The following is a 20047-nucleotide window of genomic DNA, read 5'->3' on the forward strand; positions in this document are numbered from 1 at the left end:
ATTTCCGGGAAAGGCGAGCCCCGGTTTTCCGTCCGGAAATGCACCAAAACGTTCCAGAACGTCCAGGCAATTCCGGCAGACCTCCAGCCGCCGGAATTGCTTTCGAACGGAAAAGTTTTCCCCGCAGGGTGATTTGCCAATAGCCCTGCCTTTGCCCGGTGTCAGGCCCCTCGGCCGCGCCGGGCTTTTTTAATGGCGGGGCAATTTTCTCAATACTGATATTCTTCGAATACCGGCAGCACGGAGCCGCCCCAGCGACCGTTGTAAAGCGCAAGCAGGTCTTCGGCGAGCGTGGTCTTCTTGGCCAGAACTTCGTCCAGCGACGACAGGAACACGGTCTCGTCCTGGCCTTCGCCGTTCAGGCGCTTGCGGTTTTTGAGGCCGGTGCGGGAAATATCGAGCACCTCGCGGGCGAGACCGAGAAGCGGCTTGCCGGCGATCTCGGCGGAGAGACCCTTGGCCGGAACGGCATCGCGAAGGGCGATGACCTCATCGAAGCTCCAGCCGGCGGTCAGCGCATCGGCAGCGGTCAACGCCTCGTCATCGTAGAGAAGGCCGACCCAGAAAGCGGGAAGGGCGCAGATGCGTCTCCAGGGGCCGCCATCCGCGCCGCGCATTTCCAGAAAGCGCTTCAGGCGCACATCCGGGAACAGGGTGGAAAGATGGTTCGTCCAGTCGCCCATGGTCGGCTGCCAGTCGGCGATTTCGCCCTTCAGCGCCCCGTTCATGAACTGGCGGAAAGTGACATGGGTGCAATCATGATATTTGCCGTCGCGCACGATGAAATACATCGGCACGTCGAGCGCCCATTCCACATAATCCTTGAAGCCGAAGTCATCGCTGAAGGTGAAGGGCAGCACGCCCGAGCGGCGATTGTCGGTGTCGCGCCAGATATCGCCGCGCCAGGACAGGAGGCCGTTCGGCTTGCCTTCGGTGAAGGGCGAGGAGGCGAAGAGCGCTGTTGCCAGCGATTGCAGCTTCATGGAAACGCGCATCTTCCGGCGCATGTCCGCTTCGGAGGAGAAATCGAGATTAACCTGAATGGTGCAGGTGCGGTACATCATGTCGAGACCCTTGGTCCCGACCTTCGGCATATAGCGCGTCATGATCGCGTAACGCGATTTCGGCATGCGCGGCGTTTCGTCGTAGCTCCACAGCGGGCTGCCGCCGATGCCGAGGAAACGGATGCCCATCGGCTCGGCCACTTCGCGCAGCGTCGCCAGATGCTGGTTGGATTCCTTGCAGGTCTGGTGCAGGTTTTCGAGCGGCGCACCCGACAGCTCGAACTGGCCGCCCGGCTCGATGGAGATGGCGCCCATGCCGCGCTGCTCGCCAAGGCCGATGATGTTTCCGCCGTCCATGATCGGCTCCCAGCCGAGCTTTTCCTGCATGCCCTTCAAAAGTGCTGAAATGCTGGCTTCGCCGAAATAGGGAACGGGACTGTTATCCTCGCGGAAAAACGCGAATTTTTCATGTTCGGTGCCGATGCGGAAGTCGGCTTCAGCTTTGCAACCGCCCGCCAGATAATCTGTAAGCTCCGTAACGGAGGAGAGGGGGGTCTGGTCGGTCGTGTCGCGTGCCATGGCTTACCTTGTTATGACGTCTCTGTTGCGGCGAGGCATATGATTGGCAGATAGGGCCGGATCGTATCCGGAGGCAAATGAATTTCTTTTAAAGATGCATGAAGCGCAATGGGGCCATTCAATTCCAGTCGCCGATCGCCGCCTGAATGACCGCGAGCGCGGCGACGGCGGCCGTATCGGCCCTCAGGATACGCGGCCCGAGCGGAATGGGGGTAACGAAGGAAAGGCCGCGCAGAAGTTCTCTTTCTTCCTCGGAAAACCCGCCTTCCGGGCCGACCAGCAGGGCAAGTTTGCGCTCCGTGACGGCTTGCAGGATCGGCAGCGGATTTTGCCCCGCATCGCCTTCGTCGCAATAGATGATGCGCCGGTCGTGGGGCCAGCTCTCGAGCATGTCCTTCAGTTTCACCGGCTCGACCACCTCGGGCAGAGACAGTATGCCGCACTGCTCGGCGGCTTCGATGGCGTTGGCGCGCAGTTTTTCGGTATTGTGGATCTTGCCCTGAACATGCTGCGTCATTACCGGCTGCAACAGGCCGGCGCCCATCTCCACCGCCTTCTGCACCAGATAATCCATGCGCCCGACTTTCAGCGGCGCGAAAAGATAATGCAGGTCCGGGGCGTTCGGCTGGGGCCGTGTCTGCTCGAGGGGGACGAGCACGATCTTCTTGCGGCTCGGAAAGGCAAGTTTCGCTTTCCATTCGCCGTCGCGACCGTTGAACAGCAGGATTTCCGCACCGTCGGTCATGCGCAGCACATTGGCGAGATAATTGAACTGCTCGGCTGTTGCCTCCTGCGCGACGCCTTCGGCAAGGCTGGCTTCGATATACAGGCGTTGCATCCGGAAATTGGCGCGCATGGGATTCTGTTTCAGGTTCAGAGAAAGAGGGACGACATGAGCCAGTAGAGCAGCGCCGCAAGCGCTGCACTGGAGGGAACGGTGACCAGCCAGGCGGCGATGATCGTCATGAAGTGGGAGCGGCGGACGAGATAACGGCGGCGTATCTCGGAAGGATTGTCGGCATATCTTTCGGACCGGCGGGGCCTGCCGTCACCAGCCTGAACGAGCTCCTGCCGCCGCCGCGACGATTGCGTGTACCATTCGCGGAAGAAACCGACGCCGAACACCGCGCCGATTGCCGTGTGGGTGGTGCTGACCGGCAGGCCGAAGCGTGAGGCAACGAGCACGGTGAGCGCCGTGGCCACGGAAACGCAGAAGGCGCGCATCGGATTGAGCTTGGTGATCTGCTCACCGACGAGGCGGATAAGGCGCGGGCCATAAAGAAGAATACCGCAGGAAAGCCCGAAGGCGCCGACCAGCATCACCCACATCGGTGCGCGGGCGGACGTGCTCACCGCCTCGTCATGCAGGGCCCGCACGATGGCAACGACTGGCCCGATGGCGTTCGAAACGTCATTCGCCCCATGGGCGAAGGACATCAGGCCGGCGGCGAGAACCAGCGGCCACTGGAACAGGATTCGAAGCGACTGGTTGCGGTTTTCCAATCCTTCCGATTGTTTGCGGATGATCGGCACGCAGAGCCGCCAGACCACGAGCCCGGTCACCAGCCCTGTGAGGCTAGCATGGCCAAGCGACACATGCATGAGCTGCCGCAATCCGACCCAGATGAGATAGGCCGTGAAGACGCCCGCCATCAAACCGATAAGAACCGGAACCCACAGCCGAGCGGAGGTGAGCTTGTCCTCGCGGTAGATGATGAATTCCTTGATGAAAGCAAGGATGGCGACGGCGATGATGGCGCTGATGAAGGGCGCCAGAACCCATGCGAAGGCAATGCTGCCGAGCGAAAGCCAGTCGACCGCCTTCGCCCCGTAGGCGGCCATTCCCGCGCCCGCAACCCCGCCCACCACCGTATGGGTGGTGGAAATCGGCGCCTTGGTCCATGTCGAGATATTGACGAGAAGGCCGGCGGCGAGAAGCGCCGACAACATTGCCCATGAAAAGGCGGTCCTGTCGGGAATGGTCCCGATGTTGATGATGCCGCTGGAAATGGTCTCGACGACGTTGCCGCCGGTGATCAGCGCGCCGGCAATCTCGCAGATGGCGGCGACGATGAGGGCGGCGGCAAGCGGCATGGCTTTGGCCCCAACCGCCGGGCCGACATTGTTCGTGACGTCGTTCGCGCCGATATTGATCGCCATATAGGCGCCGATGGCGACGGCGGCGATGATGATGACCGAACCCGCGGTGCCGGTGACGAAGACGCCGGCGAAGATGGCCGCCAGGATAACGAACATGAACCCCGCGCCAAGGCCGGCAAGCTGCTGCGTGACATGCAGCGTCGCCTCTTCGACACGGGTAATCTTGTCGAGATCCTTGTCGAGCGTCGGTTTCATATTCGATGGCGGCTTGATTGCCATTCAGACCTCGTTTGCCAGCATTCCCTTTCGTCCGGCAGTGTCGCAGGTTGAAGGCAATTTTACAGAAAGACTGTTACATCTCGCACATCTTTCCAAAAGGAAAGACGATAAAAGCCATGTTGGAAAAACAAACTGCACATTGCCACGTTCGGGGCGGGCGCGCTATTTCGAATGCGTCATCCGCTTGTCGAAAGCGAGCATCAGCGCTTTCAATTCCGGCTCGTTGACGCGTTTTCCCGCCTCCTGGGGGCTGACCCATTCCAGCCGTCTGGATTGTTTTTCGGGAAAGCTTTCCTGCATCTCCGAAACTTCGAGCAGATGCACCTGAACCCTGCACGGCACGTTGACGCCGCTGTTCAGCTTTTTCTCGTATTCGTAATAACCGAAGGGCGCCTTTTCCACCGTGCCTTTGACACCGGCTTCCTCATAGGCTTCCTGCTCGGCCACCGCATGGGCCTTCTTGTTGGCCATGGGCCAGCCCTTGGGAATGACCCAGCGTCCCGTATCCCGGCTGGTCAGCAGCAACACTTCCGGCTCCGGATTCTTCTTGGACAATCGATAGCACAGCGCCGCATATTGCTGTCGCGGCGGTCTGCGCAACATCAAGCCAACATCTGTCGCCAATCGATTCAAAATCTTCAATCCGAATAGGTCCTTCTTTGCCCGCTAATGATAATTGCTAATATAGATATCCCGTAAATTCCGCCAATCCCTCATGACCCATAACCCACTACTGTCTTCATGCGGATGAAGCCTGTAAGCCCGGAAAATGCGGAAGATGTGCGAACAGGGCTTCGACCGGGCGGCTTCCCGGCCAAACAGCCGATTGCGGCAGTACCGTCTCTGTCTGCTTTCACGTCCTGAAACGCAAAACCGCTATGAATAATCGCCGGTATTGCGTCTGTCGGGATTTAATCCCCAATGCCGGAGGCCTTCGATAACGCCGTCGGCTTCCGTCGCACGCGCCTGGAAAAAGCGATTGTCGAGACCCGCCAGTGAGACAAGCTCCGGCAATGCATTGCCCACGATCACGCCGCGAATATCATTCAATTCGAACATCGCCCGATCATTGCCAGTATCGCCCGCGACCGCTGATTCGTCGAGGCCGATGCGCAATTGTCCACATAACCATGCAAGCGCTGCACCCTTGTCAGCGGCCTTCGGCAATATGTCGAGATCGCGGTCGCTGGAATAGACGATGCGGGCATCGATATCGGCGGCCACAAGCGCTGCTTCGATCTCGCCAAGCGCGACATCATCAGCGCCGTGCAGGAACCAGCTGGATTTCAGGCCGTGCTGATAGCGCTCCTCCTGCATCGTCACGCCCGGCACGCCGGCCATCACGTCACCAATCCTCTGCGGATCGAAACCGGTGCCGAGAGAGGTTTTATAGGCGCTTTCGAGTTCGCTGCGCTCTTTCGCGTGCAGCATGGTGCCGACCCCGCCGATGATGTAGTCGGGCTGCGGCAGCGGTACCTCTTCGATAAGCGCAAGCTGGTCGTCGATCAGCCTGCCGCTGTTGAAAACCAGAAGGGGACGTTGACCCTCCGGCAACGAATTCCAGAAATCGCGGAACCGGCGCGTGGCGTCGTTATCGCCGACGACGGTTCCGTCGAGATCGGTGGAAAAAAGGCGAAGCGGTCTCAATCGCCGTCGTTCCATGGTTCGGCCCAATCGGCTTCTTCCAGAACCGGCATCATGGTCCTGCCTTCCACAAGGGCGAGAAGCTGCTGGGCAATGCCGGTCCATGTGAACAGGCTGCGCGCCTTGTGCGCCCCCATGCGGGAAAGCCGCCCGTAAAGCCGCTCATGCTTGAACGGCTTCATCATGGTGATGCCGAGGTCTTCCTTGTCGAAAGGATCGGCAAACAGCGCATGGCGGCCATAGCTGATGGCCCGGAACAACCCGCCATGGGTGGTGACGACGGTGGGCGTGCCGCTCGCCATCGCCTCGATCGCTGTCATGCCGAAGGGTTCATAGCGGCTTGAGAGCACGAAGAGATCGGCGGCGCGATAAATATCCGGCAGATCCTCATCCGTGACGTAACCGGAAAAGGCCACCTTGTCTTCGAGACCGAGCGCTTTCACCCGCTCCTTCAGCTGGTTGAGGATCGTGGTTTCCTGCTCGTCCATGTTCTCGCCGCCGACCGCCAAATGCAGCCGGGCTTCCGGTTCGCGTTCGGCAAGAACGGAGAAACCGTCGATCAGCAGGTCATAACCCTTGTTGGTGGCAAGGCGTCCGAGCGCCAGCACCGTCTTGCCCTCGAAACCGAAACGCTGCCGGATCATCTGCCGCGTCGCATCGGAAACCGGGAAGAAACGGTTGTCGTCATAACCCGGCGGGATCATGTGGATATGCTTGCGCTTCAGACCGTAATCCTCGATCAGAACGTCGAGCTGTACCGGTGTCGTGGCGATCACCATGTCGCAGCTGCGGTAGATGATCAGCTCGTGCTGGATACGTTCCCTGAAGTTGAATTCCAGTTCGAACGTATCGGCCTTTTCCGGATAGTCGGTCTCCATCTGGCGCTTTTTCCAGATGCCGAGCGAATGCGGCGTGTGCAGATGCGGGATTTTCAGCGCTTCGGACAGCCGCTGTCCGGCCACGCCCGCATCCCAATAATGGCTGTTGATGAACGAATAATTCAGATCGTTTTTCTTGATGAAACGCAGCGCATTTTCGCACCACTCCATCAGGTGCCGGTGCAGATATTCCTTGGGAATGAAATCCCGTCCGCCGCAGGGAATGCGCACCACGCGGACGCGCTCATCGACCTCATCGAATTCCGGCTGGTCTTCGAAGCGGCGGGTGTAAAGATCGACAGTATAACCGAGCTGGCCGAGTTTGCGTGCAAGCTCAAGCACATAAACCACCTGTCCACCGGTGTCCGCAGCACCCAGCGGCGGGTGCGCGGCGACATAGCCATGCGTCGATATGAGAGCTATCCGCGGATAGCGTTCAGTTTCGCTCGTGGTCGTCATGGGTCCCATCTTGGTAAATTTTTCCAATTAACCCGATAAAAAGACCAAAGAGCACAAAAGGTTCCATCAAAATCTGAAAAAACCGGTTGCCGCATTTCGCCGGAGGGCGTTTTCAGCTGCTGCGCTGCTGCTGCCTCAAGCGCGAAATCCGGTCCCATTCCCGCGCCTGGTGGGCCTTGGATGTCGTCTCCACGATGAAGTCGATATGGGTCTCCGCCGCCGCTCTTGCCGCGGCCGCATCGCCGGCGGCAATCGCATCGTGGATGGCGATATGTTGCCTCAGCACCTCGTCATGGGCGCCGGCAACAGTGAAGATGAGGTGGCGATTGTAGAAGATGTCGTCGCTCAGAAGCCGATAGCAGGACCGCAACGTGTGCATCAGCACGATATTATGCGCCGCCTCGCCAATGGCGTTGTGAAATTCCACATCGCCCGCAAGCTCCTCTTCGAAATGGCCCGCCTCATGCGCTTCCCGCATTCTGTCCACGACGGCGGCGAGGTTGCGCCTGTCCGGTTCCGTCGCCCGCTGTGCGGCAAGTTCGGCGGTCATGCCTTCGATATAGCGGCGATATTCGAGGAAATCCCGCGTCGCCCGGCTGTGGCGGGTAATCAGCGCGCTCAAGGGGTCGGAAAAAACCGGGCCGACAATATCGGCGACATAGGTGCCGCCGCCATGCCGGCTGGTAAGAAGGCCACGGGTCTCAAGCTCCTTCAGCGCTTCCCGCAGGATCGGCCGCGAGACATCGAGTCGCTGCGCCAGTTCGCGCTCGCCGGGCAGCCTGTCGCCATCCCGCAATATGCCGTCGAGGATCAGTTCCTCGAAACGTAAGATCACCTCCTGCGATGTGCGGCTGTGCTCGATGCGCGCAAAAAGCGTTTCGTCCATCGCAGAAGTCTCCGGCGAAATCCCGCCCCGTATTTCGATGGAGGGCAAATTATCAGCGAAGCATCGTACTGGTCAAATATTCTATCCAGTTCCACGCCTCATCCGTGCCATGCCTGCGGCAACACGGCATCTGCCTTTTCGAATTGGCTTTTGTTAAAGCAGCAGCAGGACAGGGTGACGATGGCGGATTTTTCCGCCAGGTGGATCAAAACAATGACAGCGGCTTCGATTGCGGTGTTTTCATCGTGATCAATGTTTTAATAAAACCAGCGCAACAGGCGGGGACGATATTGCAATGGCCAAGGGTAGATTTGCTTTCGCAAGCGCGCCGGAAAGATCGCTGGCGCTCGGGGAGGTTCATGCGCGGCCGACGGTGCTTCTCGCACCCTCGCGCATCATCGTCCAGCTCGCCTTCATGATGGATGGCGGTTCGGCCGTGCATCACTCGGTCATCGCGGAAATGTCGCGCAGCCGCGGTGTTGCGCCGCCGGAGCGCGATGCTCGCCACCATGCCATGCCCTGGGGGCAGGGGACCTTGCGCTGGGAGCGGCATACCGAATTTTCGACCTGGTTCTGGGATGGCCCCGCGCCGGAAAAATTCGGCGGAGAGATTGCCGGCGATCCCTTCGGCGACGGCTTTTCGCCACCCGGCTCGCTGATCTCGGGCGTGCGGCTGGAAATCCGCCCGGAAAATGGCGTGGCGTCTCAGGCGGAGACGATCTTCGAGCCGACCAGCCTCTGTCACAGCGACGTGCGCGACGGTCAGGCGGCGATCCTCACCGATTTCCGGCAGGATCGCGACGGGCTGACGCAGATATTGGTGATCGACCGGGGCTTGAGCGATTACAGCCGCGGCGCACTGGTGCAGCGGCTGTTGGATATCGAGACCTATCGCACCCTTGCCATGCTCGGCCTGCCGATGGCGCAGACGCTTTCGCCGGAAATCCGTCGCATCGAAGATGGCCTGACCGGCATCACCCAGCGCATGAAAAACGGCGCGCGCGACGAGGCCGATGCGCTGCTGGCGGAAATGACCCGGCTTGCGGCCGAACTGGAAGCCAATGCCGCGCTCAGCCTCTATCGTTTCGGCGCCAGCCGCGCTTATGACGGCATCGTGCGCGAACGCATCCGGGCGCTTGCGGAAACCCCGGTGCAGGGCCACGAGACCATGGGCAGCTTTCTGGAACGGCGCATGGCGCCGGCCATGCGGACCTGTCAGTCGGTGGAGGAGCGGCAGGCCAACCTGTCGCGCAAGCTCTATCGCGCCACGGCGCTCGTCCGAAGCTGGATCGACGTGGAACTGGAACGGCAGAATACGGTGCTGCTCAACACCATGAACAAGCGCGCCGCCATGCAGCTTCGCCTGCAGCAGACGGTCGAAGGCCTCTCGGTCGCCGCCATTTCCTATTATGTCGTCGGCCTCATTGGTTATCTCACCAAGGCGATCAGCCATGATGTGCTGCCGCTCGACCCTGCCGTCGTCACCGGCATCTCCGTTCCCTTCGCGGTTCTCGGCGTCTGGTGGGTGGTGCGCCGCATCCGCCGCTCCCATGCCGAGGGCGGGCACTGAGGGGTAAGTTTCCCTCATTCCTGTGCTTGTCACAGGAATCCAGCCGACGCGCGTCTGCGCGGCGAAAGGACTCTTCTCAGCCCAAGGACTTGGGCTGGCTGGATCCCTGTGACGAGCACAGGGATGAGGGAGTGGACCCGTTTCAGCCCTGCTCCCAATAGGGTGAAGGCCCATAGAGCCCGGCCAGATAATCGATGAACAGCCGAACCTTCGCAGGCAGGAACTGCCGGCTCGGATAAACCGCCGAGAGCGTCACGTTTCGCGATCCCTCATAACCCGGCAGAACCTGCACCAGCTTGCCGCTGCGCAATTCATGGCCGATATCCCAGGTGGAGCGCAGCGCAATGCCGAGCCCCGATATCACTGCCTCGCGGATCACCTCGCTGGAATTGGTGATGAGCATCCCTTCCGGGCGAATGCTCATCGCGCCGCCCGGTCCTTCCAGCCGCCAGACATCGTTATTATGGGCCGGCAGGCAGCGGTGCTTTTTCAAATCCTCGATTGTCGCCGGCATACCATGGGCCGCAACGTATTCCGCAGAAGCGCAGAGTACGCGGCGCACTGGCGCCAGCCTGCGGGCCACAAGGCTGGAGGAATTGAGATCGGCGATACGGATGGCCAGATCGTAACCACCCTCGATGATGTCGATGAATTCGTCGCTCAGCACCAGATTGACCGAAAGATCAGGATGCCGCTCCATGAAACCTTTCAGATGCGGCGCGATATGCATGCGCCCGAAGGAGGTCGGCGCGGAAACCTTCAGCGTGCCGTTGACCGTATTGGCGCGGCCGGACACGAAATCCTCGGCCTCCTCCAGCCCTTCCAGCACGGCAAGCACCCGCTCGTAAAAGCCCTGTCCCGCCTCGGTCAGCGAGATTTGCCGTGTGGTGCGCTGGAAAAGCCGCGCGCCGAGTTTTTCTTCCAGCCGCTTGATGCGCTTGGAAATGACGGCGGGCGAATAACCAAGCTCCCTTGCGGCCAGCGACATGCTGCCGGAGGCGGCAACGCTTGCGAAGACTTCCAGATCGCCCAGATTCGTCATAGTTGCCCTCGATTGTTTCCGGAATGGAAAAAATCCATAACATTTGATTGCGTCGTTTCAAAGTGGTAAAGAAAGAATACCAGTTGGTGAGATGGCATGGAGGAGGGGCGGTGACGCAGCCGATCAAGTTTCTGGAGCCGCGCGCGAAAGTCGTCGCAGGCCGCGACCGCATCATAGCGGACCTCAAGGATATTTTGCCGGCGGACTGTCTTGTGCACGAACCGCGCGAACTTGTGCCTTTCGAAACCGATGCCTTCGTTTCCTATCGCCGCCTGCCGCTGGCCGTGGCGTTGCCGAAAACGACGGAAGAAGTGGCGGCGGTGATGAAATATTGCCACCGTTACGGCATTCCCGTCGTGCCACGCGGGGCCGGCACCTCGCTCTCCGGCGGCGCGATCCCGCAGGAGGATGCGGTGGTGATCGGCCTTTCGAAGATGGCCTCGATCCTCGAACTGGATTTTTATAACCGTACGGCGCGGGTGCAGGCGGGCGTCACCAATCTTTCCATTTCCGATGCGGCCGGCGCGGAAGGTTTCTTTTATGCACCGGATCCCAGCTCGCAGCTTGCCTGTACCATCGGCGGCAATATCGGCATGAATTCCGGCGGCGCGCATTGCCTGAAATATGGCGTCACCACCAATAATCTGCTCGGTGTGAAAATGGTGCTTGTCGATGGCACAGTGCTGGAATTGGGCGGCAAGCACCTCGATGCTGCCGGCTACGATCTGCTCGCCCTCGTCTGCGGCTCGGAAGGCCAGCTCGGTATCGTGACGGAAGCGACGGTGCGGCTGATCGCCAGGCCGGAAGGCGCGCGACCGGTGCTGTTCGGCTTCGAGACGTCGGAGGAGGCCGGCTCCTGCGTGGCCGATATTATCGGCGCGGGCATCATCCCGGTCGCCATCGAATTCATGGACAAGCCGGCCATCGAAATTTGCGAGGCCTTCGCCAAAGCGGGCTATCCGCTGGATGTCGGCGCGCTGCTGATCGTCGAGGTCGAAGGCTCCGAGGCGGAAATGGACGCCATGCTGGCCGACATCGTGGCGATTGCCCGAAAACATGGCGTGAAGACGGTGAAGGAATGCCAGTCGGCCATGGAGGCGGCGGCGATCTGGAAAGGCCGCAAATCCGCCTTCGGCGCAACCGGCCGCATCGCGGATTATATCTGCATGGATGGCACCGTGCCACTCTCCCAGCTTTCCTATGTGCTGAAAAAGACGAGCGAAATCACCGACCGCCTCGGCCTGCGCGTCGCCAATGTCTTCCATGCCGGCGATGGCAACATGCACCCGCTTATCCTGTTCAACGCCAACGATCCGGAGGATGCGGCCCGCGCGGAAGAGGCAGGCAATGAAATATTGAAGCTCTGCGTCGATGCCGGCGGCTGTTTGACCGGCGAACATGGTGTGGGCATCGAAAAACGGGATTTGATGCGCCACCAGTATGGCGAGGCCGATCTTGCCCAGCAGATGGCGGTGCGTGCGGCTTTCGATGAGGGCTGGCTGATGAACCCTTCCAAGGTGTTTCCGCTGGAGGGGAGGGGATGATGGGTGTGAATTTTGTGACGATGGTGGGTGTGGTTTACCCCCCTCTGCCCTGCCGGGCATCTCCCCCTCAAGGGGGGAGATCGACTCGCCGCGACTTCCCGCTCAATTCTCGAACGGTGCGATTGAAACGATGCGCCAGCCTCTTGCCGATCTCCCCCCTTGTGGGGGAGATGCCCGGCAGGGCAGAGGGGGGTATCCCTCGCGCAAACGTCGCTGTCCGATGCCCGGAGCCCGCCGCCCCATGCTGACCCCCTACGCAGAAACCCAGGTCGCCGACATCATCCGCGACCACGCCGCCCGAAAAGCTGCGCTGAAAATCATCGGCGGCAACACCCGCTCCGGTTTCGGCAATGCTGTCGCAGCAGATGAAGCACTCTCTTCCCGCGCCATGAACGGCATCGTCTCCTACCTGCCCGCCGAAATGGTGATGACCGTCAAGGCCGGCACCCCGCTCGCCACCGTCGAAGCGGCTCTCACTGAAAACCGCCAGATGATGGCCTTCGAGCCGATGGATCACCGCCCGATCATGGGTACCGAAGGTGAACCGACCATCGGCGGTGTCTTCGCCGCCAATGTTTCCGGCCCCCGCCGTTATGTGGCGGGTGCGGCCCGCGACAGCCTGCTGGGTATCCGTTTCGTCAATGGCAGCGGTGAGGTCATCAAGGCCGGCGGCCGGGTGATGAAGAATGTCACCGGGCTCGATCTGTCAAAGTTCCTGGCCGGGTCTTTCGGCACGCTCGGTTTCCTCACCGAAGTCACCTTCCGCGTGCTGCCGAAACCGCCTGCGGAAAAAACCGTGGTCGTTTCCGGGCTCGACGATGAAGCGGCGACGCGCATCATGGCGGCGGCGATGGCGATGAGCGTCGAGGTTTCGGGCGCGGCGCATCTGCCGGAAAGCGTTCGTTCCCGTTTCATCGATGGCGGATTGCCGGATGGCCCGGCGACTATCCTGCGGCTGGAAGGGCTCTCCGCCTCGGTGGAGGCGCGCACGGCCAAACTCCTTTCCGTTATGGACCGGGTCGGGCCGTGGGCGCTGCTGGAGGGTAAGGAGAGCGGACTTTTGTGGCGTCAGGTGCGCGATGTCGCGCCCTATGCCGGACAGGCGGCGAAGCCCTTGTGGAAAGTATCGGTCGCGCCTTCGGTGGGTCATCAGCTTGTCGCGGCGCTGCGCATGGAAGCGGGCATCGACGCCTTTTACGACTGGCAGGGCGGCCTCGTCTGGATGCAGATGGAGGCGGACCCCGAGGCGAATTTGCTGCGCGGCGCGATCCGGGCGCTCGGCGGCGGCCATGCAACTTTGGTGAGGGCAAGCGATGCGGTGCGCGCCACGGTCGCTGCCTTCGAACCGCGCCAGGCGGCGGAGGCGCTGCTTTCTGCGCGTATCGGGGAGAAGCTCGATCCGGCGGGCATCTTCAATCCCGGCAAGATGGCCGTAACGATGGAAGGGGCCGTCTGAACCATGCAAACATCCTTCACGCCCGAACAACTGGCCGATCCGCATGTGGCGGAATCCGAAAAAATCCTGCGCAAATGTGTGCATTGCGGCTTTTGCACCGCCACCTGTCCCACCTATGTCACGCTCGGCAACGAGCTGGACAGCCCGCGCGGCCGCATCTACCTCATCAAGGACATGCTGGAAAACAGCCGCCCGGCAGACCGCGAGGTCGTCACCCATATCGACCGCTGTCTTTCCTGCCTTGCCTGCACCACCACCTGTCCCTCCGGCGTGGATTACATGCATCTGGTCGATCATGCCCGCGCCCATATCGAACAGACATACAAGCGTCCCTTCATGGATAGGCTGATCCGCAATCTTCTGGTTGCCGTCCTGCCCCATCCCGCCCGTTTCCGGCTGGCCCTGCATCTGGCCCGGCTGGCGCGGCCTTTCTCCGGTCTGCTTGCCAGGGTTCCGGCGCTGAAGCCGCTGCAATCCATGCTCGCTCTCGCCCCCGCCGCCGTGCCTGCGGCCTCCGCATCAACCCGTCCGGGAGAGCGGCCGGCCGAGGGCGAGAAGCGTGGACGCGTTGCGATCCTCACCGGCTGCGCCCAGCCGGTGCTCGATCCCGGCATCAACGAGGCGACGTTGCGCCTGCTTGCGCGGCTCGGCATTGAGGTCGTGGTGCCGAAGGGGGAGGGCTGCTGCGGTTCTCTGGTGCATCATATGGGGCGCGAGGAAGAGGCGCTCGCCTCGGCAAGGCGCAATGTCGATGTCTGGACGCGCGAGATGGAGAGTGGTGGTCTCGACGCCATCATCATCACCGCTTCCGGCTGCGGCACCACCATCAAGGATTACGGTCACATGCTGCGGCTCGATCCAGCTTACGCCGAAAAAGCCGCGCGGGTCTCGGCTTTGACGAAAGACATCACCGAATATCTCGCCACCCTCGATCTGCCGCAAGGGCAAAGCCAGGGTCTCACGGTCGCCTATCATTCTGCCTGCTCCATGCAGCATGGCCAGAAGATCACGCTTGCGCCGAAACAACTCCTGAAGGCGGCGGGTTTTACCGTGCGCGATCCGGCGGAAGGGCATCTCTGCTGCGGTTCGGCCGGTACCTACAACATCCTGCAGCCGGAGATTTCCGCCAGGCTCAAGGCGCGCAAGGTGAAGAATATCGAGGCCACCCGGGCGGATGTCATCGCCACCGGCAATATAGGCTGCATCACGCAGATCGGAACCGGCACGGATATGCCTATCCTGCACACGGTGGAGCTACTGGACTGGGCCTATGGCGGGCCGAAACCGGCGAGGCTTTCGGTTTAGATCGTGGTGCGCTCATAGGGCAGTGATCCAGCGCGCCATAACATGTGGCGCAAAGATTGGGTCGTAAGGGCTTTCTTTGTCCCCTCCTCATCCCTGTGCTTGTCACAGGGATCCAGCCAGCCCAAGTCCTTGGGCTGAAGAGACTCTACCCGCCGCGCAGACGCGCGTCGGCTGGATTCCTGTGACAAGCACAGGAATGAGGGAAGAGAGCTAGAACTTATACGCCACGCCGAAATTCACCGCATTGGTAATGATATCGGTCTTCAACGAGCCGCCATTGTCGATATCGACGTCGACGAAGGAATAGGTGCCCTTATATTCCACGAAAGTCGACCAGTTGTCGGTGATGCGGTAGCTGAGGCCGGCCTGCGCCTGCAGGGTTGCGCCGCCGAACTGGTATTCGAAGGTCTTGCCTGACGGGCGATATACTTCCACATGCGGCACGTTGATGCCGACGCCGGCGCCCACGTAAGGCGTGATCGGCAGCGATTCCAGCGGAAAACGGTAGAGCGCGTTGAGCGTCAGAAGGTTCAGGCCGTCGGTGAATTCGAAATGCGACCAGCCGGAGCGGGCAAGCGTCTGGTCGTCGGCATAGACCTTGTCATGGGTAAAATCGAGTGAGATGCCGAAATTCCGCAGCTGGCCCTCATCGAACCAGTAGGTGCCGCGCACGCCCCAATAGGGCGGATTGGAAAACGACTTGCCTTCCCATCCGGCCCGGAAATCCGGCCCGTCGGAAACCTTCACATCGCTATGCGGCGCGCTTTGCCAGCCGCCATAACCGGAAATTTCAAATTCGCCCGCGATTGCGGTAGAGAAGGAAACGCCGCTGAACAGCAGGGCGCAAACAAATAAACTATGGCGCGGCATGAAGTGAATCCAGATTGATATCAGTAATTCACCAAACCGTTTTTTGATAACATTTGAATGACAGAAACGAAAAACGGGCGGCCGATTGACCACCCGTTTTAAGGCCGTTCCATCATCCCCCTGAGAGAGGTCCGGCTCCTGGCGTCCCCCGCCAAGTTTCATTCCAATGAAGTGAGCCGGATTGTACCGCCGCAAGGCGGCAATTCAAGCGGATACGCCGCCACACCGGCCCTGAAGCGGCCGGAATGGCTGAACCGTTGCCATCATATCACTATGACCTTCGTTCCGACGCTAACGCGCTCGTAAAGATCGGTGACATCCTCGTTGCGCATGCGGATGCAGCCGGAGGAATTGTTGCTGCCGATCGTCCACGGCTGGTTGGTGCCGTGGATGCGATAAAGCGTCGAGCCGAGATACATGGCGCGCGCGCCCATCGGGTTCGCCGGACCGCCTTCCATGAAGGCCGGCAGATAGTGTCCCTTCCTCGCCTCGCGGCTGATCATTTCCTTCGGCGGGGTCCAGCTCGGCCATTCCGCCTTGCGGGTTACCTTATGAGTGCCGGCCCATTCGAAACCGGGCTTGCCGACGCCGACGCCGTACCGCCGGGCCTTGCCATCGGCGAGCACGAGATAGAGGAAACGGTTCGGCGTATCGATGACGATGGTGCCGGGTTTTTCATTGGTCGGGTAGGTGACGATCTGCGGCAGGAATTGCGGCGCGATCTGGGTGCGCACCGGCGCGTTGGGGCGGACGGCGGCATTCTGCACCCGTGCCGGGCGTTGCGATGTGACGCCGGAGCTGGGGCGCTGCGGCATGGCGGCCTGGCGCTGCTGGAAGAACGGCTGGCGTGCGGCAGGCGCGCGCGGATAAACCACTGGGCGGACATTGCCGCGACCGCCGAGCTGGGTGACCCAGGGGGCCGAAAGATCCGGGCTGACGACGACGGGCGGGCGCTCGCGATAACGCTCATTGGCCATGGCGGCCGGGGCGGCAAAGGTGGAAACGAGGCTCAGCGCCAGAAAAACGGACTTCATCGTCATCGGGTGGACTCTCTCTGCGGGATGTCGCAACTATGGATTTGCGGGACTGTTCGCCCGCTTTGCCGGACACGTTCGCACCTCGACGCCAGCGAATCGTAAATGGATGTTCATTAAAAAGCGCTTGATTAGGGAAAGCTGGATTTAAGGTTAGCACCCGGTTTTGAAACGTGGTGAATGAGTGGTAAGTGCCGGGTCTGAACCGGTCACGGGCGGGAGCGGAAAAGGGTGGTTGCGGAATGAATGAAGCGGGACTTGAAACGGGTGCGGATGGCCTTGTCCGGTGTTTCTGGCAGCAGGGACTTGCGGATTACAGCCGTTACCACGACGAGGAATGGGGTTATCCCGTCACCGACGATCGCCGCCTTTTCGAGAAGATCTGTCTGGAAGGTTTCCAGTCCGGCCTTTCCTGGCTGACGGTTCTGCGCAAGCGCGAGGCGTTCCGTCTTGCCTTCGCCAATTTCGAATTCGAAAAAGTGGCGGAATTCGGTGAGGCCGATATCGAGCGTTGCCTAGCCGACAAGGGCATCATCCGCCATCGCGGCAAGATCGTCTCGACCATCAACAATGCCCGCCGCGCCATGGAGTTGCGCGATGAATTCGGTTCGCTCGCCCGTTATTTCTGGGGTTTCGAACCGGCCGCCGCAGAAAGGCCGCAAAGGCTGGACTATGCGACGTTAAGGGCCAACCCCACCAGCGACGCCTCCATTCGCCTCTCGAAGGACCTGAAGAAGCGGGGCTGGAGTTTCGTCGGCCCGACGACCGTCTATGCATTCATGCAGGCCATGGGTATGGTCAACGATCATATCGAAGGCTGTCATTGCCGCCAGCCGATAGAGGCCATGCGGCGGGAGTTTGTACGTCCATGAAGGTAACCTCCCTTCTTCTGGCTCTCACCATGGCCATGGCCGCCGTGCCGCATGCTTCCTTCGCGGAAGGCCGCAATGTCGACGGTATCTGGCTCGATGACGGCGAAAGGCTGAAGCAGGTGGCGCTGCCGCCGGCCGGGCCGCTGAAGCTTGACGGCTGGACGCGGCGCGGGCGCGGCGATGTCTATCGCCTGAAGGTGAAGGCCGGGCAGACGGTGAAGATCGAGCTTGCCGCCTCCAGCGAATTCGTGCTGATGGCGGTCTTCGATTTTTCGACGCCGGATGAGGACGCGATCTTCTTCAGCGATTCCGAAGGCAAGGTCGCAACCCTGACGCCGAAGGCGGATACGGAATGGCTGATCCGCCCGACGCTCATCCTGGGATCGCCGCGCCGCGGTCTCGGTGCGCATTACACGCTGACGGTCAGCACCGGGAAATAACAGCCCGCCTTTTGTTTAAGCCGCCTGGGTCAGCACAATCAGGCCGAAACTCAGAACACCAAGCAGCACGAGCGACAGGCTGGCGGCGACGATGACCTTGCCGCCGGCATGGCGAAGGCTGCGAATATCGACCGAAAGGCCCAGCGCCGCCATCGACATGATGGTGAGGATGTTGGAGAGCGAGGCGACAGGGCCGATCAGAGCCTCGGGAATGAGGCCGAAGGACCGGGCCATGATCATCAGCACGAAGGCGATGATGAACCACGGAACCATCTGCTGCAATCTCAGGCGTTCCGTGCCGGACTGGCCATGGATGACGGAGAGGGCGGCGATCACAGGTCCCAGCATCAGCACACGGATGAGCTTGACGATAGTGCCAGTCTGCACGGCGATTGCGCCGAGCGGGGCTGTGGCGGCCAGAACCTGCGGCACGGCATAGACCGTCAGGCCGGCGAAAATGCCATATTGGGTGGCGTCGAGACCCAGAAGCTGCGGCAGAAACGGCATCAGCAGCACGGCGACGACGCCGAGAACTGCCGTGAAGGCAATCGAGGCGGCAACATCTTCCGGCTTGGCGCCGATGGCGGGCGCTGCGGCGGCAATCGCGGAATTGCCGCAGATGGAATTGCCGCAGGCAATCAGCGTCGCAAGCTTGGGCGGCAGACCGAGCATCCGCCCGGCGGCATAGCTGACGATCAGCGACAGGGCGACGATCAGCGCAATGCCGCCGATCAGCAAACCGCCGGCACCTTTGAGGATGGAAAGGCTCAAGGACGCGCCGAGAAGCGCCACCGCGATTTCGAGCAGCGTCTTGGCGCTGAATTTGATGCCGGCCGAAGCGACCGCGGGCAGCGACACCAGCGAACGCAGCAGCGTACCGATCAGAATGGCGAGCACGAGATCGCCGAGCCATGCATGGCCTGCAAGCCGCACCTGAAAGCGCTCCGCCAGAATGGCGGCGCAGCTGACCGCCGCGCAGAGAAGAATGCCCGGCAGAAGCGGGGTGAGCCAGCGACGCGAAAACTGAAAGGGATGGGTAAGGGTGCGATGTTGTGCCATGGCCAGACAATGCCGCAGCCGCCTGTTTTATTCTATCAAATAATATGGCATATATTATTCGATAAAATCGAATGAAAAACCATGACCTTCGAACAGCTCCGCATTTTCATCGCCGTCGCCGAACGCGAGCACCTCACAAGGGCCGCCGAAGCCATCGGCCTGACTGCCTCCGCCGTCAGCTCCGCCATCAAGAATCTCGAGGCCTTTTACAACGTCGAGCTTTTTCACCGGGTCGGTCGCAACATCGAACTGACCGAAAGCGGCCGGGTGTTTCTGGGTGAAGCGAAGGCGACATTGGCGCGTGTGCGCAATGCCGAATTGATTCTCTCCGAAATGGGCGGGCTGACGCGCGGCGAAATCACCGTCTGCGCCAGCCAGACGATTGCAAGCTACTGGCTGCCGCCGATTCTGATGCAGTTCAAGAAGCTCTATCCGGGCGTGACCGTGCGGCTGGATATCGGGAATACCAAGACGGTTACCCAGGCCGTGCTCGACGGTCTGGCCGAGGTCGGTTTCATCGAAGGCAGGATCGATGAGCCGGCTTTGATGGTGCAGCCCGTCGTGTCCGACAAGCTGCTGGTCGTCACCGGTTCGGCGCATCCTTTCGCGGATGGCCGTTATCTCACCGCGCTCGATATGCTCTACGGCACCTCATGGGTCCTGCGCGAACAGGGTTCCGGCACCCGCTCCGCCTTCGAGGCGGCGGTGCGGCAGATGGGGGTGGACCCCGGCGAGCTTTCCGTCATGCTCGAACTGCCGTCCAACGAGGCGGTGGTGATGGCGGCACGCTCCGGCGGCGCGGCCACGGCAGTCTCCGCCTCCGTCGCCTCGCTGTTTTTGCGGCAGGGATTGCTTGTCCGAGCCGGCATCGATCTGCCTGCCCGAAACTTCGCTTTGCTGCGTCACAAGGAACGCCATACCAGCCGGGCGGCCATGGAGCTGGAGCGCCTCAGCCGTGCGGCCTCGGAGGACTACAAGGCCGGGCTTGCGGGGTTGTAGCAGAGTGGCGAGTGGCACCGTTGGCAT

At 61.1% G+C, this 20047-nt stretch carries 18 protein-coding genes; 7 read left to right on the top strand and 11 right to left on the bottom strand.

All coding sequences use genetic code 11. The annotated features are described in order from the left end of the window. Positions 1–209: 209 nt before the first annotated feature. From L904_RS03105 to L904_RS03135, 7 genes are all read right to left on the bottom strand, one after another. Positions 210–1583 carry a glutamate--cysteine ligase gene (locus L904_RS03105; RefSeq protein WP_035260815.1) on the bottom strand — a complete coding sequence of 458 codons (1374 nt, stop codon included), beginning with the start codon at positions 1581–1583 and terminating at the stop codon, positions 210–212. A gap of 118 nt (positions 1584–1701) precedes the next feature. Next, positions 1702–2439: a 16S rRNA (uracil(1498)-N(3))-methyltransferase gene (locus tag L904_RS03110; protein ID WP_020812665.1), complete on the bottom strand. Its 738-nt coding sequence runs from the start codon at positions 2437–2439 to the stop codon at positions 1702–1704. 17 nt (positions 2440–2456) lie between these two features. Continuing rightward, positions 2457–3962 carry an inorganic phosphate transporter gene (locus L904_RS03115; RefSeq protein ID WP_020812664.1) on the bottom strand — a complete coding sequence of 502 codons (1506 nt, stop codon included), beginning with the start codon at positions 3960–3962 and terminating at the stop codon, positions 2457–2459. Between the two features lie 162 nt (positions 3963–4124). Next, positions 4125–4565 (bottom strand): NUDIX hydrolase, encoded by a 441-nt coding sequence (locus L904_RS03120; RefSeq protein WP_004432806.1) that lies wholly within the window; start codon positions 4563–4565, stop codon positions 4125–4127. A 273-nt stretch (positions 4566–4838) separates the two neighbouring features. Further along, complete coding sequence (locus L904_RS03125) at positions 4839–5609, bottom strand: HAD family hydrolase (RefSeq protein ID WP_031234403.1); 771 nt, start codon at positions 5607–5609, stop codon at positions 4839–4841. After that, positions 5606–6952: a glycosyltransferase family 1 protein gene (locus L904_RS03130; protein ID WP_162144093.1), complete on the bottom strand. Its 1347-nt coding sequence runs from the start codon at positions 6950–6952 to the stop codon at positions 5606–5608. Before L904_RS03130 ends, L904_RS03125 begins: the two co-directional genes overlap by 4 nt. A 103-nt stretch (positions 6953–7055) precedes the next feature. Continuing rightward, the gene (locus L904_RS03135; RefSeq protein WP_020812660.1) at positions 7056–7829 is read right to left on the bottom strand and encodes a FadR/GntR family transcriptional regulator; all 774 of its coding nucleotides are present in this window, start codon (positions 7827–7829) and stop codon (positions 7056–7058) included. Between the two features lie 295 nt (positions 7830–8124). Between L904_RS03135 and L904_RS03140 the strand changes: the two genes are divergently transcribed. Further along, entirely contained in the window at positions 8125–9399 is a 1275-nt protein-coding gene (locus L904_RS03140; RefSeq protein ID WP_020812658.1) for a DUF3422 family protein, read from the top strand. A 142-nt stretch (positions 9400–9541) separates the two neighbouring features. Here the strand turns inward: L904_RS03140 and L904_RS03145 are convergent, their stop codons facing one another. Further along, positions 9542–10441 carry a LysR family transcriptional regulator gene (locus tag L904_RS03145; protein WP_020812657.1) on the bottom strand — a complete coding sequence of 300 codons (900 nt, stop codon included), beginning with the start codon at positions 10439–10441 and terminating at the stop codon, positions 9542–9544. A 110-nt stretch (positions 10442–10551) separates the two neighbouring features. On the opposite strand from L904_RS03145, the gene L904_RS03150 reads away from it, so the two are divergent. The 3 genes from L904_RS03150 to glcF all read left to right on the top strand — a co-directional run bounded on the left by L904_RS03150 (position 10552) and on the right by glcF (position 14746). Then, a complete protein-coding gene (locus L904_RS03150; protein ID WP_031234401.1) occupies positions 10552–11985 on the top strand; it encodes an FAD-binding oxidoreductase in 1434 nt (477 codons plus the stop codon). Positions 11986–12226: 241 nt separating this feature from the next. After that, the gene (locus L904_RS03155; protein ID WP_020812655.1) at positions 12227–13441 is read left to right on the top strand and encodes an FAD-binding protein; all 1215 of its coding nucleotides are present in this window, start codon (positions 12227–12229) and stop codon (positions 13439–13441) included. A gap of 3 nt (positions 13442–13444) precedes the next feature. Further along, positions 13445–14746: a glycolate oxidase subunit GlcF gene (gene glcF / locus L904_RS03160; RefSeq protein WP_020812654.1), complete on the top strand. Its 1302-nt coding sequence runs from the start codon at positions 13445–13447 to the stop codon at positions 14744–14746. A 210-nt stretch (positions 14747–14956) separates the two neighbouring features. Here glcF and L904_RS03165 read toward each other — a convergent pair whose 3' ends face one another. Next, a complete protein-coding gene (locus tag L904_RS03165; protein ID WP_031234400.1) occupies positions 14957–15616 on the bottom strand; it encodes an outer membrane beta-barrel protein in 660 nt (219 codons plus the stop codon). Positions 15617–15879: 263 nt separating this feature from the next. Further along, positions 15880–16656, bottom strand: a complete 777-nt coding sequence (locus tag L904_RS03170) for a L,D-transpeptidase (RefSeq protein WP_031234399.1) — start codon at positions 16654–16656, stop codon at positions 15880–15882. Positions 16657–16892: 236 nt separating this feature from the next. Between L904_RS03170 and L904_RS03175 the strand changes: the two genes are divergently transcribed. Together L904_RS03175 and L904_RS03180 are read left to right on the top strand one after the other, a co-directional pair. After that, positions 16893–17522, top strand: a complete 630-nt coding sequence (locus L904_RS03175; RefSeq protein WP_003524902.1) for a DNA-3-methyladenine glycosylase I — start codon at positions 16893–16895, stop codon at positions 17520–17522. Further along, complete coding sequence (locus tag L904_RS03180; RefSeq protein ID WP_020812651.1) at positions 17519–17962, top strand: hypothetical protein; 444 nt, start codon at positions 17519–17521, stop codon at positions 17960–17962. The genes L904_RS03175 and L904_RS03180 overlap by 4 nt, the downstream gene beginning before the upstream one ends. 15 nt (positions 17963–17977) lie before the next feature. Here the strand turns inward: L904_RS03180 and L904_RS03185 are convergent, their stop codons facing one another. After that, on the bottom strand, positions 17978–19021 hold the full coding sequence (locus L904_RS03185) for a YeiH family protein (RefSeq protein WP_020812650.1): 1044 nt from the start codon (positions 19019–19021) through the stop codon (positions 17978–17980). Positions 19022–19102: 81 nt separating this feature from the next. Between L904_RS03185 and L904_RS03190 the strand changes: the two genes are divergently transcribed. Further along, entirely contained in the window at positions 19103–20020 is a 918-nt protein-coding gene (locus L904_RS03190) for a LysR substrate-binding domain-containing protein (RefSeq protein WP_020812649.1), read from the top strand. Positions 20021–20047 lie beyond the last annotated feature (27 nt).

It is taken from the genome of Agrobacterium sp. LY4 (assembly GCF_001526585.1).
Classification (GTDB): Bacteria; Pseudomonadota; Alphaproteobacteria; order Rhizobiales; family Rhizobiaceae; genus Agrobacterium; species Agrobacterium leguminum.

Bases quoted from the DNA above. Each gene is read 5' to 3' on its own strand.
- L904_RS03105 (WP_035260815.1), bottom strand. From the start codon at position 1,583: ATGGCACGCGACACGACCGACCAGACCCCCCTCTCCTCCGTTACGGAG.
- L904_RS03110 (WP_020812665.1), bottom strand. From the start codon at position 2,439: ATGCGCGCCAATTTCCGGATGCAACGCCTGTATATCGAAGCCAGCCTT.
- L904_RS03115 (WP_020812664.1), bottom strand. From the start codon at position 3,962: ATGGCAATCAAGCCGCCATCGAATATGAAACCGACGCTCGACAAGGAT.
- L904_RS03120 (WP_004432806.1), bottom strand. From the start codon at position 4,565: ATGTTGCGCAGACCGCCGCGACAGCAATATGCGGCGCTGTGCTATCGA.
- L904_RS03130 (WP_162144093.1), bottom strand. From the start codon at position 6,952: ATGGGACCCATGACGACCACGAGCGAAACTGAACGCTATCCGCGGATA.
- L904_RS03135 (WP_020812660.1), bottom strand. From the start codon at position 7,829: ATGGACGAAACGCTTTTTGCGCGCATCGAGCACAGCCGCACATCGCAG.
- L904_RS03140 (WP_020812658.1), top strand. From the start codon at position 8,125: ATGGCCAAGGGTAGATTTGCTTTCGCAAGCGCGCCGGAAAGATCGCTG.
- L904_RS03145 (WP_020812657.1), bottom strand. From the start codon at position 10,441: ATGACGAATCTGGGCGATCTGGAAGTCTTCGCAAGCGTTGCCGCCTCC.
- L904_RS03155 (WP_020812655.1), top strand. From the start codon at position 12,227: ATGCTGACCCCCTACGCAGAAACCCAGGTCGCCGACATCATCCGCGAC.
- glcF (WP_020812654.1), top strand. From the start codon at position 13,445: ATGCAAACATCCTTCACGCCCGAACAACTGGCCGATCCGCATGTGGCG.
- L904_RS03165 (WP_031234400.1), bottom strand. From the start codon at position 15,616: ATGCCGCGCCATAGTTTATTTGTTTGCGCCCTGCTGTTCAGCGGCGTT.
- L904_RS03170 (WP_031234399.1), bottom strand. From the start codon at position 16,656: ATGACGATGAAGTCCGTTTTTCTGGCGCTGAGCCTCGTTTCCACCTTT.
- L904_RS03175 (WP_003524902.1), top strand. From the start codon at position 16,893: ATGAATGAAGCGGGACTTGAAACGGGTGCGGATGGCCTTGTCCGGTGT.
- L904_RS03180 (WP_020812651.1), top strand. From the start codon at position 17,519: ATGAAGGTAACCTCCCTTCTTCTGGCTCTCACCATGGCCATGGCCGCC.
- L904_RS03185 (WP_020812650.1), bottom strand. From the start codon at position 19,021: ATGGCACAACATCGCACCCTTACCCATCCCTTTCAGTTTTCGCGTCGC.
- L904_RS03190 (WP_020812649.1), top strand. From the start codon at position 19,103: ATGACCTTCGAACAGCTCCGCATTTTCATCGCCGTCGCCGAACGCGAG.